Source organism: Pantoea sp. DY-17 (assembly GCF_019795975.1).
Taxonomy (GTDB): Bacteria; Pseudomonadota; Gammaproteobacteria; order Enterobacterales; family Enterobacteriaceae; genus Pantoea; species Pantoea leporis.
In genome coordinates, this window is record NZ_JAIMIG010000008.1 from 69,959 (window position 1) to 83,715 (window position 13,757).

Genomic DNA, 13,757 nt, shown 5'->3' on the forward strand with positions numbered 1-13,757 from the left:
TTAACAGCCGATCCATCGGCAAAAAAACCTCAACAATTATTTCAATAAAGCTGATTGTTATTATTGTTAATTATTCATTTTTTTTGATGTAGGATTTCAGGGGAAATAATGGACATTCGTAATTCAATGCTAATTTAAACCTCCAGAGTTCTTGGCTCGCATCCACTGACGGTACTGTGCAGGTGACATATCCATGGCCAGGTTAAACGCTTTACGGAAGGCCGTATCTTCAGAATAACCGCAGTTGAGAGCCACCTGATGAACACTGACGCTGGTGCTGATAAGCATGGGGCACGACATCTCAATACGTATCCTTGTAATAAATTCCTTAGGACTCTCCTGCGACAGCGCCTTAAGCCTGCGCTGCAGCGTGCGTTCCGTAGTACCAAGAGCGGCAGCCAGTTGTGCGGCATTTGTGGAGGGATTCTTAAACCGGATGAATTCCTGTGCGCGAACCAGAAAGGACATACCTTTATCTACAGGGCTGGAGACCGTGTCCAGATTCTGCCGCAGCAAATCATTATCCTTCAGCGACATCTCTGACGTGAGGCTGGCCACCTCCGCCCCCGCTGCTTTTTCAATGATATGCAGGGCAAGGGAAATCCACGAAAAGCACCCTCCCGTAGTGATCACCCCTCTGTCTTCCTCAAACTTTTTACCTTTTGCTAAGACGGCATCAGGATAACGTTCCTGGAGCATATGGCTGACCCACCAGGTTGTTGAATATGATCGTCCCTTCAGCAATCCCGCTTCGCCGAGGATAACACTGCCAGTGCCCGCTCCGGCGACCAGTACGCCTTTCTCATACATATTCCTGAACCAGTCCGCTGCAAGCCGGATACTGGCCATATTCAACGGCTGCAGGTCGTGCCCAAGCAACATTCCCGGCGCAATGAGTACGTCAGGCTGTCCCGCCGTTTTAAAGGAACTGTCAATATGAATGAGTCTGCCTTCAGCATCCCAGACCGGAGCGCCATCCGCGCTGACGATAAGCGTTTCAAAGGTTTGCGGATGAAGCCTGGATGCATGTTCTGGGGAGGCGGCAATCGCCTTATTGGTTATCCAAAATAGGTCTGTGAGGCCTGCAATAGCGGACAGTACGCTCCCCTCTAAAGCAAGTATGGCAATACGCATGGCTGTCTCCGTATAAGAAAGGTGTCGTAATTTGCTTGAAAATTGTTACTTTTTTCACTTTTTATAGACTGAAAAATCGCAAAAAATAGTGTGACAGTCGATATTTCGCACAAAATTATATTCATATCCGTTCTCTGGTTGATTATAAGTGTTATTTTTTTTACATTTATATAAGCACTTAGTGTTATATATTCAAACAAAATTGGGAGGGCTGCCGGTGTAGCATATGATGTGCAGGCATCCGCTAAATATGGTGTACCGGGCTTTCCTTAAAGGGCTTACTTACTAATATGACCAGTGAAGAGGCACCGCATGCATATAGCAAACCTGCGATCCCCATTTAAAAAACATCTGCAAAACCCACGTCGTATCGATATTCAGGTGCTCTTTGATCAACATGCTTGGCGAGAGGTATTGCTCAATGCAGCAGCGTCATCATAAAGTAATTGAGGAGGGCTCCAGCGCCGGGTGTAGCTCCGGATGAACTATGACTCGCTTTATGTTGTGAGTTCGCGACACAGGAAGAGGCTTACGCCTCTTCCTTTTTGGTTACTTAACCATTTCGCAGAATTCAATGATTAACTGACAGGCTTTTTCCAGAGGATCGTTATCAATGGCGTAGGCGATGCGAATATAAGGCCCCAAGCCAAATGCACTACCATGCACGACGGATACACCTTTTTCTTCCAGCAGTGCGGTTGCTACATCTTCATCCGTTGCCAGATACTGACCCGCCGCTGACGTTTTGCCAATCAGCGCACGACAGTCAGCAAAGGCGTAAAATGCGCCCTGTGGTGTACTACAGTACAGGCCTGGTGCGCTGTTCAGCATGCGTACCATCAAATCACGGCGTGCTGAGAATGCCTGCCGTGAAGTGGTCAGGAAATCACGCGGACCGGTCAGCGCAGCCAGCGCGGCATGCTGTGAAATGGAGCTGGCGCCGGATGTTTGTTGCCCCTGCAGCTTCTCCATGGCGCTGATAAGCCAGCGCGGCCCCGCGCAAAACCCGATACGCCAGCCGGTCATGGCCCAGGCTTTTGATACACCGTTCATCGTCAGAGCGCGATCTCTGAGCGCAGGAACAACCGCCGCCATCGTAGCAAACTCGATGTCATCAAAAATGAGATGCTCGTAAATATCATCCGACAGGATGAGAATTTGAGGATGTCTGAGCAAAACATTCCCCAGCGCCGCCAGTTCGTCTCTGCTGTACACCGCACCGGTTGGATTGGAGGGCGAGTTCAGAATAATCCAGCGCGTACGCAGGGTTATTGCGGCCTCCAGCAAGTCAGGCGTAATCTTAAAGCCGCTTTCCTGCCCGCAGGCCACCGTAACGGGTGTTCCGCCGCACAGCTGAACCATTTCCGGATAACTCACCCAGTAAGGCGCCGGAATAATGACTTCATCATTGTCATTCAGCGTAGCGGCCAGTGCGTTATAAATGACCTGTTTTCCGCCATTACTGATAAGGGTTTCCTGCCAGCTGACGTCAAGTCCGTTATCCAGCCGGAATTTATTCACTACGGCCTCACGTAATGCCCTGAGACCGGCTACCTGCGTATAGCGGGTATGGCCATTCTGAATAGCCATCATCGCCGCCGCACAAATATGCTTTGGCGTCGGGAAATCAGGCTCCCCGGCGCTCAGTGAAATGATGTTTTGGCCCTGCGCCTTCAGTTCTGCCACCTTGTCCATTATGCGATAGGTGGCGGACGGCTTGCCGCGCTCCAGATATCGGTTAAGCTGCTGATATGCTGTCATTGAGTTCTCCAGTGGGCCAGGCCCATCAGATCAACCGTAGTGCTGCCTGCTTCCAGTTTTTGCATCATGGCCCGCTCTTTCACCTCCCGTTGTTCAGAAGCCTCAAGCACGCGCGCCACCTCCTGCGCCGGGATAACGACAATACCGTCATCATCGGCAACGACCAAATCGCCGGCCTCTACGGAAATACCGGTAAAGCTGACAGGTTCGCCAACCGATTTGTAGCTCGCTTTAATCGTGCCGCGTACCGCAACTCCGCGCGAGTAAAGCGGAAAGCCGCGTTTCAGTACGGCTGCGATATCCCGCACACCACCATCAATAATCAGGCCTTTGACGCCGGCCGCCTGCGCAGCGACCGTCAGTACTTCCCCCCAGTAGCCTGCGATGAAGTTATCCGTTGTCACAACCAGCACGCTCCCCTCTGGCACTTTTTCCAGCGCCAGATGCAGTGCCAGATTATCTCCGGGAGAACAGGCAAGCGGATAAGCAGGCGCCGCGATACCCATGCCACGCCAGACCGTTTTTATTGCCGGGTCTACGGCACAATTCAGACCAGAGGCTTCAAACAGCGTTGAGCTACCAAGCTGCAGCGCGCGTTGAGCCTGTTCTTCTGTATAAAGTGACATTATGCTTTCCTCTGCAGCAGGTGGTACCCCAGCTCTTCGCGCGCCTGGCGCAGCGATTTATCTTCAACAAGTGCATGACGGATAGCTGATTCTATTTTTTCAATTTCATGCGCTACGCCTGCCACCTCTTCCGCCCTGTCGCGCGGGACAATCACCACGCCGCTCGCATCCGCCACAACGATATCGTTCGGTTCCACGCGCGCCGTGCCGATCGATACGGGCTGATTAATGGCATTGACCTGCACGCGGTCTTTGCCTGTGCGCATGAAGCGGCCTTTAGAGAAGATCGGATATCCGTCACCTAACGCTTTATGCACGTCACGGCATACGCCATCAATAACGGTGCCCGCGATACCTTTGCTGCCGGCAACCTGCGTCATGATGTCGCCCCATACCGTACAGTCTGTGCGTCCGTTGTTATCAATGACAACCATATATCCGGCGGGCACATCATCGATAAAATCGCCCACGGTTCCGGGAGGATTGCTGGCTGGCTCATACCGTACGGTATAGGCAAAACCCACGACAGCTTGCCTGTAGTTATCAAGTGGCATGACATCAAAACACTGTCCGCTCAGTCCGAGTTTATCCAGCGCGTCAGAAACGCCTGCGGTATTAAGTCCTTTGAACAGCTCGAGGAGCTGCTTTTCTGTTTCGCTCATGCCTTTTCACCCTGGTTAATCGCTTCAAACTGACTGTCATGCATGACTTCCGCTACTGAACGGCCTGCGCGAACGGCGGCTACCATGCCGTTCTGACGATGCGCGATTTTTTCAGCCTGCTTAATGACGTCTTCAATGAATTCAGCGGGAATAAAGACCGTTCCGCAGCGGTCAGCGATCACATAGTCATTTTCTTTTACCGTAACACCCGCCATGGTGACCGGATTGCCGGAATCAAGCTGTATGACGCGATTACGGGCGCTGATCATAGTGATGCCGCGGCCATAAACCGGATAGCCAATTTCCTCACTGCCTTCAATGTCCCGGCTCATGCCGTCCAGTACTGAACCACGTACGTTTTTACCCTTTGCCGCATTTGCAATGATGTCTCCCCAGCAGGAAATCCCCTCTTTACCGCCGGCAATGACCAGCACACGATCGTCAGTGGTAATTGCATCGATGACTGGCGTGATGAGGTGAACGGTAGGTCTTGCATCGGTTTTGGGGCCAAGCTGAATCGTGCTGGCGCGTCCAGCGATTTTTGGACAGTTCCATAGCGGGCGCAGGCCATAGGTCGCCCCCGGAAGCTCCAGAAAATCGAGAGCATCGGAAACCGTATTGGTATCAAGGCTGGCAAGCCTGTCGAGCAGAGAATGAGATGACATGGCGTTATCCATGGTGGTGGTTGATTTAACCACACTATTGAACAACTATCCTGATAGGTAAAATACTTAAAGAAAATGGTTTTAATATTAAAAACATATCGAGGGAATATGATTAATTTTCGCATATTAAGACACATGTGGCTGTTTCTGGCCGTGGCAGAAGAGAAGCATTTTGGCCGCGCGGCTAAACGGCTCGGCATGACACAGCCACCACTGACGCAGCAAATTCAGGTGCTTGAAAGCTCGCTAAAAATCCAGCTGTTTGACCGGTCCCGGAAAGGAGTGCAGTTAACGCCCGCTGGCCAGGCAATCCTGCCTGCAGTGAAAAAGTTCGCCGGGCAGGTTGAGCGACTCGATCTGGCTATTCGCGAAGCGATTGCCGGTCAGACCGGCATTATTACCGTGGGGGCTATCAGTACGGCCATGCTTGACGTGCTGCCGGCCTACCTGGAAAAAATGAAGAAAGCGGTGCCAGAACTGACCATTTCGGTTAAAGAGATAGACAGCGCTGAGGCTATACCCTTACTGCAAAGCGGGGACATTGACCTGGCCTTTGCGCGTCTTACCGGCGCACTTGGTAATGATATCGCGTCCCTGCCGTTGGCCAGCGATAATCTGGTTGTTGCCCTTCCCCATGACCACTTTCTTGCCGGAAAAAACAGCGTTGCGCTTGACGCATTAAGCAATGAAAAGTGGGTTATGTTTGCCCGACATGTTAGCCCGGTTTTTTACGACAGCATCACAGCTGCTTGTCATAACCGGGGGTTTTCGCCCCGGATAATTCATGAAGTTCGATCTGTTGCATCTCAGATAGCATTCGTGAGCTGCGGCCAGGGCATCGCGCTCGTTCCCTCGAAGCTGGAACGTCTGTCCCCCGCAAACATAGTGACTTTACCTCTCGACAAAAATATCAAAGTCATCACAACCGCCGTTGCCTGGTCCAGCGCAAGAAACAATCCTGCTGTAGATATGTTTATAGAGGTTATCAAGCAAACTTAAAGTATCAGGTAAGCCGTTAATTATCACAGGATCTTTTGTCAAGCCCGCTGCCAGTTTTCTTAACGTTCATTATCGGGCCCCGTTGTTGCGAGACTTAAGCACTGCAATGGACAGAAAGTTTTCCACAACACGGCTTTTATTCTGGTTATTCCAGGCTGCGGCTAAACCAATGGCTGGCACCGGTGGCCTGAGCTGTTTGAAACAGACACCGGCAAGCCTGAACTGCATCATCGACTGAGGTACGAGTGCAACGCCCAGAGCCGCTGCCACAACTGTCAGTATTGAAACTATATGCGGAGCCTTCTGACCTTCGATTGGGTCGAAGCCTGAACTGTGACAGGCCTGTAACGATGCCTCTCTAAGACTGGTACCAGTGTTCCGTGGGGTAAGAATAAAGGGTTCAGATCTCAACAAGTTCAGGTCAAGCTTACCTCTTTTGCCAGCAAGTGGATGATTATCCGACAGCACCAGCACCAGTTTCTCCTCCAGCAAATGAGAAAGCGTAATGTTTTGCGGAATCTGTTTTGCTGGACGTAACAAAGCCACATCTAGTCTTTTAGCTTCAAGTTCGGCGATCAAATCTGAAGAGTTGGCTTCCGTCACGGTAAGGTTTACATCCGGAAAGCGATGCTTAAACGTGTTTATCGTGGCGGAGACAACAGGATTTACTCCCGCAGTCCCGGTAAATCCCAGATGAAGCCTGCCGGTTTCACCCAAGCCTGCACGCCGTGCGGATTTTATGGCCTCCTCTGCCAGTTTTTCCATGGGCTTTACGGCAGTATAAAATGCCTTACCTGCTTCGGACAGTTCAGCGCCCTGCCTGCCGCGTACAAAGAGGGAAACCTTCAGTTCTTTTTCAAGATCTCTGATTTGCATACTTAATGGTGGTTGACCAATACCTAACCGGGCAGCTGCGCGCGTAAAGTTTCTTTCTTCAGCCACCATAAGAAAATAGCGTATATGCCTGAGCTCCATACTATTTATATATCACAAGAATGACATTCATATATTGGACAGATATTAGCTGTTGCCGTAAGTTTTAGCGAATTTTTAAAAATGGAAACTTACATGGGTAAAAGTATCGTAACTTCTAAACGTTCTATTACTGTAAATCGACCAGAACGCAGAGAAGATATGCAATCAGTAGCCATAAAGCGTGGCACAAAAGAATATCTTCGTGCTGGCATCTCCCTCTTCTTGCTGGGGTTTGCGAGTTTTTCGCTAATCTACTGCGTTCAACCTTTATTGCCGGCATTTTCAGGTGCATTTTCCATATCTCCGGCCCAAAGCTCTCTGGCACTGTCTTTTACCACAGGTCTCTTGGCTGTCTCCATATTACTTTCAGGCGCGTTCTCTCAGGCACTGGGCCGGAAAGGGCTGATGTTTACTTCAATGATGCTGGCCTCAGTGTGTAACATCGTAGCTGCGATTGTGCCGGAATGGCATCAGTTATTAATTGCGCGTGCAATTGAGGGGGTTGTGCTTGGCGGGGTCCCCGCTGTTGCTATGGCTTGGCTGGCTGAAGAAATTGAACCGACGCATCTTGGTAAAACCATGGGCTTATACGTCGGAGGTACAGCCTTCGGCGCCATGATGGGGCGTGTTGGTATGGGGTTGCTGACTGAGCTGACATCATGGCGCGGTGCGATGGAAATCCAGGGATTACTTTGCTTAGTCTCTGCGGTTGGGTTCTACGTGTTGCTACCCTTTTCAAAAAACTTCGTGAAAAATCCTGGTTTTAATGTCCGTTTTCATCTTAAAGCCTGGGGGCAACATTTAAGTAATCCGGGCCTGATTAGACTCTACGTTATCGGATTTTTTCTTACCAGCATATTTGTCACGTTGTTTAATTATGCGACCTTTCGCTTGTCAGAGGTTCCCTTTAACTTCAATCAAACTCAAATAAGCTCAGTTTTTTGTGCATTTGCTTTTGGCATCGTTTCATCCTCTGTTGCAGGTACTCTTGCAGATAAACTGGGCAAGAAGCCATTATTGATTGCTGGTTTTTTTCTGATGTTAGCAGGCTCCCTTTGCACACTTTCGTCTTCATTAGCGGGGATTGTTGCAGGCATAATTATGGTTACAACGGGTTTCTTTATTTCGCACTCGGTTGCGAGTGGTGCAGTGGGGCCACTTTCCGGAACTTTAAAAGGGCATGCATCGTCGCTGTATCTTCTTTTTTATTATATGGGATCGAGTGTGACAGGTTCGGCGGGCGGATGGTTCTGGCAACACGGCGGGTGGTCCGCGATTGTATATTTGACGGCGGTATTTTCAACGGCAGGAATGATTATATCCGCAAGTGTCACAAAAAAATAATAATACTTTATTTATATGTTATGCTCAAAAAATTAATCATATTCTGGGTAGTGACATCGCCTGTACAGGAAAGAATATGACAAATGGGTGCTTCTGAAAAGCATACTCCCCGGGTGTTTAATCAGCCTGAGGGTGATAGAGAATCTGCTTTGACCTTCTGGTGCCACTCGCTGAGTGGTAGCCAGTTCTCAAGGGAGGTGACAGATAGGACCCTCCCTTTATTTATAGGTTTATTTCATGGTGCAGCACTCACCTCTGCAGGAAAGGCCTTTTTTACATGAGGCTGATCAAACCAATGCAAGTGCTCACCACGCCTAATAAGCAGATCAGGAGGTTGCCAGCGGCATGATAGATAAGTTGAGGTTGTGATTGAAGAGCGCAGCTGCATTCTTGCCAATGGTGATTCCTCACTTAAGGGTATTTCGACGTGCCTCTCTTAAAATATGGATACATCATCCAAAGATTAACCCTTCAGACCTGCTTGATGAGCTTAAAGGAGGCCATCTTGATGCCGTATATAAAGCCATGTATAACAACATCCAAATAAATTGATTTCTACCGGATGCCAGATGAGAAAATAAAAGTGATTGTACCCTCCGCGCATTCTTTAGCGCAACGCGCCTCTGTTGAGTTAAAGTCATTAGGTTAAGAAGCATTTGTACTTTTGCCGGTAGCAGCAGGACTCACATTGTGTTATGACATCCTATATTCCTGCCGCAGCGTAGGTTTTGAACACATACAGGGCTATGTAGCTTCGCAAATTTCTTTTGTGGTGAATTTGGTGGCCGCGGAAATGGATATCTCATAAATTCCCACGTCCGCACCCTATAACGTTTATTAGCTTGATATCACCGCTGAGGAACCGGTTGTTTGCCTTAGCCCCACAACGAAGCAAAACGTGACCTCTAAGGTGATAAAAAACTCTTAATGAACTGTTGAATGAAAAAACTAAAATTTCTCATTTAGATGCAATTCTTTATAAATTAGTGAAGTTTAATGATGAGGTCAATAACCTCGGCTGCAAGCTTTGATTTTGTTGCCCGGGGAAAAGGATATTCATTGAATTGATCATCAATAGCTAGAAGCTCATTTTCGTCGTTATTAAAGCCAATGCTTTCGTCTGAAACGTCATTGGCAAGGATAAGGTTGATTTTTTTTCGTATTATTTTGCTTTTTGCGTTTTCTTTAATATCATGCGTCTCGGCTGCAAACCCAACTGTGAAATTGGTTTTTTTTGATTCAGATATTGTTTTGATAATGTCTGGGTTTTTTGATAAATGTAATACTATATTATTATCGTTATCATATTTTTTCTTTATTTTAAAAGTGCTTGGCGATAACACTTTAAAATCAGCTACTGCCGCTGCACTTATAAAAATATCGCATGGCATATTGGCTTGGCAGGCTGCAAGCATGTCATCGGCACTTAATACGTCAATTCTTATAACTCCCTCAGGTGTTGGCAGTGAAACCGGTCCGGAAATCAATAAAACCCTGCCCCCTGCTTTTTGCGCTGCCTCTGCCAGCGCATACCCCATTTTCCCCGAGCTATCATTAGTGATATACCTGACCGGATCGATTCTTTCCACAGTAGGTCCTGCAGTAATCACAATTTTTAAACCATTTAGTGAGTTCATTATTATCCTCTTTGAAAATACAGCCAAAGTTCAGGTTTTAAACTGTTTATCAGTCTTTTTTACCGTGTTATAACATTGCAATTATAAACTTTCTGTTCTCGAATCATCCGCTGTGTGAACACAAGAAAAACTTATGCAGCACGAGTAGCCTTGCGTTGCAGAGCCACAGATAGATCCACCTTACCGTATCAATAAGTTAGTCTAAAAATTAGTAATGTCTTTAGGATACCATAATCTGTTATGTCATACACATTCAATTGTTGGAGAATGATAACTGTCTGTCCATCCGAACCCAGACCATTTTGAGCTTAGATTGGACTTACTTAATATAGAAAATAATTATGAATCCTTATTTTTTACTTTTATTATAAACAACGATCAATTGTCAATTGAGTATAATTTTGAAGCAAGATAAAACGTGATCTGTGAATTTTATCCGGATAGATAAATATTTAACGACTCAACGTGAGATGTTTAATTAGCGCTGATGCTCCGGCATTTAATGCATTACCATTTTTCCAGGCAATCCATAGCTGCCGAAAAGACCAATTGTCTTGCAATTTAATGATGCGCAACGCCTTCTCCTTAGCGATTTTTATCACAGCAGAGCGTGGCAGAACAGAAACTCCTAAGCCTGCTTCAATAAGGCTCAATGCTGCATCGAATGAAGCCGCATGGAAAGGGATATTCAAGCTTTTACCTTGAGAAATCGCGGCATCTTTAATTATATTAAGAATTGCACTTCCATTATTCAGTCCGACAAAACAGTGATCAACAATCTGAGAGAACTGACATTCATTACCTAAATCAGGCATGAACGACGGTGGTGCCACAATAACTAACTGATCGATACGGTAGGTTTTTTTTTCCAGTCCGCGTGCATCAATATTGCCAGAAAAAATACCCACATCAATTTCGCCATGATTAAGGGCTTTAATAATCTCCACGCTTAACCGCTCCTCCAGAAGTATGTTCACATCTGGATGAAGACTCTGGAACGCAAAAAGATCTTTAGGCAGAAATTGGATTATTGAAGATGTGTTTGCCCAGATACGGATATTTTCTTTAATACCAATAACATAGGTGTTGATTTGCTGAGTCAGGACATCTACGCTGGCAACTACGGATTTTGCTTGTATCAAAATCGATTCGCCGGCAGCCGTAAGCTGCAATCCCTGTGGACGCCGCTCGAACAGACGCTGACCAATCAGCTTTTCCAGCTCATTAATTCGTTTACTCACGGCAGAAAGCGTCATAAAGACATGTTCAGATGTCTGCGTGAGGCTACGCGTATATGCGGCCAGTACAAAAATTCTCAGTGTGATAAGATCCAGGCTGCTGACATTGACCAAGCTTGACGCTCCTGACAAAAATTCATGAAATAAGGATAAAACGATAAATAATGCAACCATTATGATTTGGATGTTGTAAAAGCTGACCCTGCATAAATAGCGCTCAGTTTGCCCGCAGTTATCTGTATCCAATCAAATGTAACCACGACGTGGCGGCAAAATACCGTTCAGATAGTAATTGCCAATGGCTGCGTACTTCCAGCGAACCGGATCATGCAAAGTATGCGTACGGGCATTCCGCCAGTGACGATCAAGATTATATTGGGCAAGTGCTGCCTGTGCACCTGCATGTTCTATAAGCTTGGTACTGGCATTCAAACACAATTCTGTTGAAAGCGTTTTCACTTCCGCAACGGCAATTGACGCTTCGGCCAGAGCCTGAGGTGCAGGGTGCTGTTTGATGTCATCTACCTTATCTGCCGCATCCATGATCATTGTCTCTACTGCATGTAACTCCGTCATAAGCGCACCATAGTCTGCCAGTAATAACGTGTCTTTGGCGGCGCTGTCGACATCACTGTCGATCCAGGGACGTGAACGCGTGAGCACAAAGTGACGACAATCTCTCAAGGCAGCACGCGCAATACCTATCTGGATAGCGGCATGGTAGATCTGAGAATAGGGCCCCAGTCTTGTGGGCGAATCGAAGAGCGACTGAAAAGGAAGGATATGTGTGCTGACCACCGGCACATTGTCCAGCGTCGCGCTTCCGCTGGCAGTGGTGCGTTGCCCCATGGCGGTCCAGTCGTCATGCAGTGTTAATCCGGGGCTATCTTTAGGCACATAAGCCATATGCTGAAAGCCCTCGTCATCTTTGACGAAGATGGCCAGCCAATCACACAGTAAAGCTCCGGTACAATACGCCTTAGCGCCATTGATGCGATATCCCGCAGCCGTATGCGTTAACAGCGTATTTCGGTGTGCGGCAGAGGCGGTTTTACCCTGAGTTTCAGCCACCGCATTACCAAACCGCTCTCCTCTTAGCACTTTAGCGAAAAACGTCTGCTGCTGCTGCTGATTACCTAATAGCCTAAAACATTCAACTGAATAGAAATGCGTCTGCGGAATTTGTGCGATAGAGGGGTCTGCTTCACTGAGCGTCATTACAATCTCTACCAGCGTGCGTGTGCTGACATCTGCACCACCAAATGCTTTAGGTACCGTGATGCCCAGGATTCCACTCTGAGAAAGGATGTTAAGTTCACTGGCCGGCAGCGTGCGTGTCACATCGCGTTCAGATGATGAGGCGGCAATCTGCCCGACCACCTCTTGGATCACTGCCAACGCATCCTGCTCAGAACGAATAACATAGGCAGGTAGCATCTGAGATGGCATCTTATTACGTGAAAGGTCAATCATCTCTGGCTCCAGTTAGATAAAAGAGTGGCGCTGCGGGTATTCATTATTCAGCCAATAATTGCCAACGATTTTGTATTTCCAGCGAATAGGATCGTGCAGCGTATGGGTACGTGCATTACGCCAGTGCCTGTCAAAGCCCAGATGGCCTAAAGCAGAGCTAGTGCCAGCCAGTTCAAACAATTTTTGTGACGCATCCAATGCGATTTGCGTGGTCAAAATTCGTGCTTCGGCCACAGCAACGGATATGTCGGCCGCCATTTTTGACGTGACGCGTTGGGTGGTGAGCGCATCCAGCTTTTCTGCTGCCCGGCTTAATAAAGCACGTGCAGCTTTATATCTGACAGAAAGCAGTCCGATAGCAGAAACGATGTAGGGATCTTCACCCGCAGTTTCTTTGCCACTGTCTATCCATGGACGGGAGCGTGATTTAATGAAAGATTGCGTATCTTTGAGGGCAGCTTCTGCAATGCCTGCATCAATAGCAGCATGTAAAATCTGGACAAAGGCGCCCTGCAATGACAGCTGATCATCATAGAGCGTATGTGCTGGAAGGATTTGCGACGCCTCAAGTACAACCTGATCAAAGGAGACACTACCACTCCCGGTAACGCGTTGGCCAAAACCAGTCCAGTCATTGTGCAACGTAACTCCTTCACTATGGGTTTGCACAAATACCCGGGCCAGATGCCCCTCTTCGTCCAGAGCCAAAACCTGTAGCCAGTCCGAAAACTGCGCACCGGTACAATAGTATTTTGTGCCATTCAGCAGATAAGAATCCCCCTTCGCCTGGAGGGTCGTTTTTATATCCCGCGCATGTCGGGTATCACGCTCAGAGGTCGCACTGCCAAAACGCTCACCCGCCATTACACGCTCGAAATAGCGTCGTTTTTGCGGCTCTGCCCCCAACGTCTTGAGCGTATTAATCGCACCAAAATGGGTGACAGGAATCTGACCAATAGAGGGATCGGCAATAGAAATCAGACGAACAATATCGACCAGCGTCGAAACCGCGATATCCGCACCGCCGTATTCAGCTGGCAATGTACAGCCCAATAAGCCAGATTTAGCAAACAGGGACATTTCTACGTCAGGTGGAATGCGTTGCTCATCACGTTGGCGAGCTTCCAGGGCGTACTGTTCCGACAGCGCAGTTGCCACGGCCACGGCATGTTTATCATCTCTGATCACATTGCGGTTAGCCGTTTGGGAATGAGATTGACGATGGGGTAACATGTTTATGCCA

General features: G+C 48.0%; 12 protein-coding genes. 2 read left to right on the plus strand and 10 right to left on the minus strand.

Annotation, left to right across the window (positions count from 1 at the left end):
• Nucleotides 1-129: 129 nt before the first annotated feature.
• The 5 genes from K5Y33_RS23130 to K5Y33_RS23150 all read right to left on the minus strand — a co-directional run bounded on the left by K5Y33_RS23130 (nt 130) and on the right by K5Y33_RS23150 (nt 4,848).
• Entirely contained in the window at nt 130-1,134 is a 1,005-nt protein-coding gene (locus tag K5Y33_RS23130) for a GlxA family transcriptional regulator (RefSeq protein ID WP_222235222.1), read from the minus strand.
• A 549-nt stretch (nt 1,135-1,683) separates the two neighbouring features.
• Entirely contained in the window at nt 1,684-2,895 is a 1,212-nt protein-coding gene (locus K5Y33_RS23135; RefSeq protein WP_222235223.1) for a pyridoxal phosphate-dependent aminotransferase, read from the minus strand.
• Nucleotides 2,892-3,521: an RraA family protein gene (locus tag K5Y33_RS23140; RefSeq protein ID WP_222235224.1), complete on the minus strand. Its 630-nt coding sequence runs from the start codon at nt 3,519-3,521 to the stop codon at nt 2,892-2,894. The genes K5Y33_RS23135 and K5Y33_RS23140 overlap by 4 nt, the downstream gene beginning before the upstream one ends.
• Nucleotides 3,521-4,183, minus strand: coding sequence for an RraA family protein (locus K5Y33_RS23145; protein ID WP_222235225.1), 663 nt, complete (start codon nt 4,181-4,183; stop codon nt 3,521-3,523). Before K5Y33_RS23145 ends, K5Y33_RS23140 begins: the two co-directional genes overlap by 1 nt.
• Nucleotides 4,180-4,848 carry an RraA family protein gene (locus K5Y33_RS23150; protein ID WP_222235226.1) on the minus strand — a complete coding sequence of 223 codons (669 nt, stop codon included), beginning with the start codon at nt 4,846-4,848 and terminating at the stop codon, nt 4,180-4,182. The genes K5Y33_RS23145 and K5Y33_RS23150 overlap by 4 nt, the downstream gene beginning before the upstream one ends.
• A 108-nt stretch (nt 4,849-4,956) precedes the next feature.
• Here K5Y33_RS23150 and K5Y33_RS23155 point away from each other — a divergent pair, with 108 nt between their 5' ends.
• A complete protein-coding gene (locus K5Y33_RS23155) occupies nt 4,957-5,847 on the plus strand; it encodes a LysR family transcriptional regulator (protein ID WP_222185747.1) in 891 nt (296 codons plus the stop codon).
• 69 nt (nt 5,848-5,916) lie between these two features.
• Here K5Y33_RS23155 and K5Y33_RS23160 read toward each other — a convergent pair whose 3' ends face one another.
• A complete protein-coding gene (locus K5Y33_RS23160) occupies nt 5,917-6,822 on the minus strand; it encodes a LysR family transcriptional regulator (RefSeq protein ID WP_255610413.1) in 906 nt (301 codons plus the stop codon).
• 93 nt (nt 6,823-6,915) lie between these two features.
• Between K5Y33_RS23160 and K5Y33_RS23165 the strand changes: the two genes are divergently transcribed.
• Nucleotides 6,916-8,166, plus strand: a complete 1,251-nt coding sequence (locus K5Y33_RS23165) for an MFS transporter (RefSeq protein WP_222235228.1) — start codon at nt 6,916-6,918, stop codon at nt 8,164-8,166.
• Nucleotides 8,167-9,149: 983 nt separating this feature from the next.
• Here K5Y33_RS23165 and K5Y33_RS23170 read toward each other — a convergent pair.
• From K5Y33_RS23170 to K5Y33_RS23185, 4 genes are all read right to left on the minus strand, one after another.
• Nucleotides 9,150-9,803, minus strand: coding sequence for a phosphopantothenoylcysteine decarboxylase (locus K5Y33_RS23170; RefSeq protein ID WP_222213773.1), 654 nt, complete (start codon nt 9,801-9,803; stop codon nt 9,150-9,152).
• Between the two features lie 452 nt (nt 9,804-10,255).
• Complete coding sequence (locus K5Y33_RS23175; protein WP_222235229.1) at nt 10,256-11,155, minus strand: LysR family transcriptional regulator; 900 nt, start codon at nt 11,153-11,155, stop codon at nt 10,256-10,258.
• Nucleotides 11,156-11,287: 132 nt separating this feature from the next.
• Complete coding sequence (locus tag K5Y33_RS23180; protein WP_222235230.1) at nt 11,288-12,514, minus strand: SfnB family sulfur acquisition oxidoreductase; 1,227 nt, start codon at nt 12,512-12,514, stop codon at nt 11,288-11,290.
• 12 nt (nt 12,515-12,526) lie between these two features.
• Nucleotides 12,527-13,747: an SfnB family sulfur acquisition oxidoreductase gene (locus K5Y33_RS23185; RefSeq protein WP_222235231.1), complete on the minus strand. Its 1,221-nt coding sequence runs from the start codon at nt 13,745-13,747 to the stop codon at nt 12,527-12,529.
• Between the last annotated feature and the right edge of the window lie 10 nt (nt 13,748-13,757).

What these genes read in the sequence shown, in the direction of transcription:
- K5Y33_RS23150 (WP_222235226.1), bottom strand. Translation starts at nt 4,848, where the DNA reads ATGTCATCTCATTCTCTGCTCGACAGGCTTGCCAGCCTTGATACCAAT.
- K5Y33_RS23145 (WP_222235225.1), bottom strand. Translation starts at nt 4,183, where the DNA reads ATGAGCGAAACAGAAAAGCAGCTCCTCGAGCTGTTCAAAGGACTTAAT.
- K5Y33_RS23140 (WP_222235224.1), bottom strand. Translation starts at nt 3,521, where the DNA reads ATGTCACTTTATACAGAAGAACAGGCTCAACGCGCGCTGCAGCTTGGT.
- K5Y33_RS23130 (WP_222235222.1), bottom strand. Translation starts at nt 1,134, where the DNA reads ATGCGTATTGCCATACTTGCTTTAGAGGGGAGCGTACTGTCCGCTATT.
- K5Y33_RS23170 (WP_222213773.1), bottom strand. Translation starts at nt 9,803, where the DNA reads ATGAACTCACTAAATGGTTTAAAAATTGTGATTACTGCAGGACCTACT.
- K5Y33_RS23185 (WP_222235231.1), bottom strand. Translation starts at nt 13,747, where the DNA reads ATGTTACCCCATCGTCAATCTCATTCCCAAACGGCTAACCGCAATGTG.
- K5Y33_RS23165 (WP_222235228.1), top strand. Translation starts at nt 6,916, where the DNA reads ATGGGTAAAAGTATCGTAACTTCTAAACGTTCTATTACTGTAAATCGA.
- K5Y33_RS23180 (WP_222235230.1), bottom strand. Translation starts at nt 12,514, where the DNA reads ATGATTGACCTTTCACGTAATAAGATGCCATCTCAGATGCTACCTGCC.
- K5Y33_RS23135 (WP_222235223.1), bottom strand. Translation starts at nt 2,895, where the DNA reads ATGACAGCATATCAGCAGCTTAACCGATATCTGGAGCGCGGCAAGCCG.
- K5Y33_RS23160 (WP_255610413.1), bottom strand. Translation starts at nt 6,822, where the DNA reads ATGGAGCTCAGGCATATACGCTATTTTCTTATGGTGGCTGAAGAAAGA.
- K5Y33_RS23155 (WP_222185747.1), top strand. Translation starts at nt 4,957, where the DNA reads ATGATTAATTTTCGCATATTAAGACACATGTGGCTGTTTCTGGCCGTG.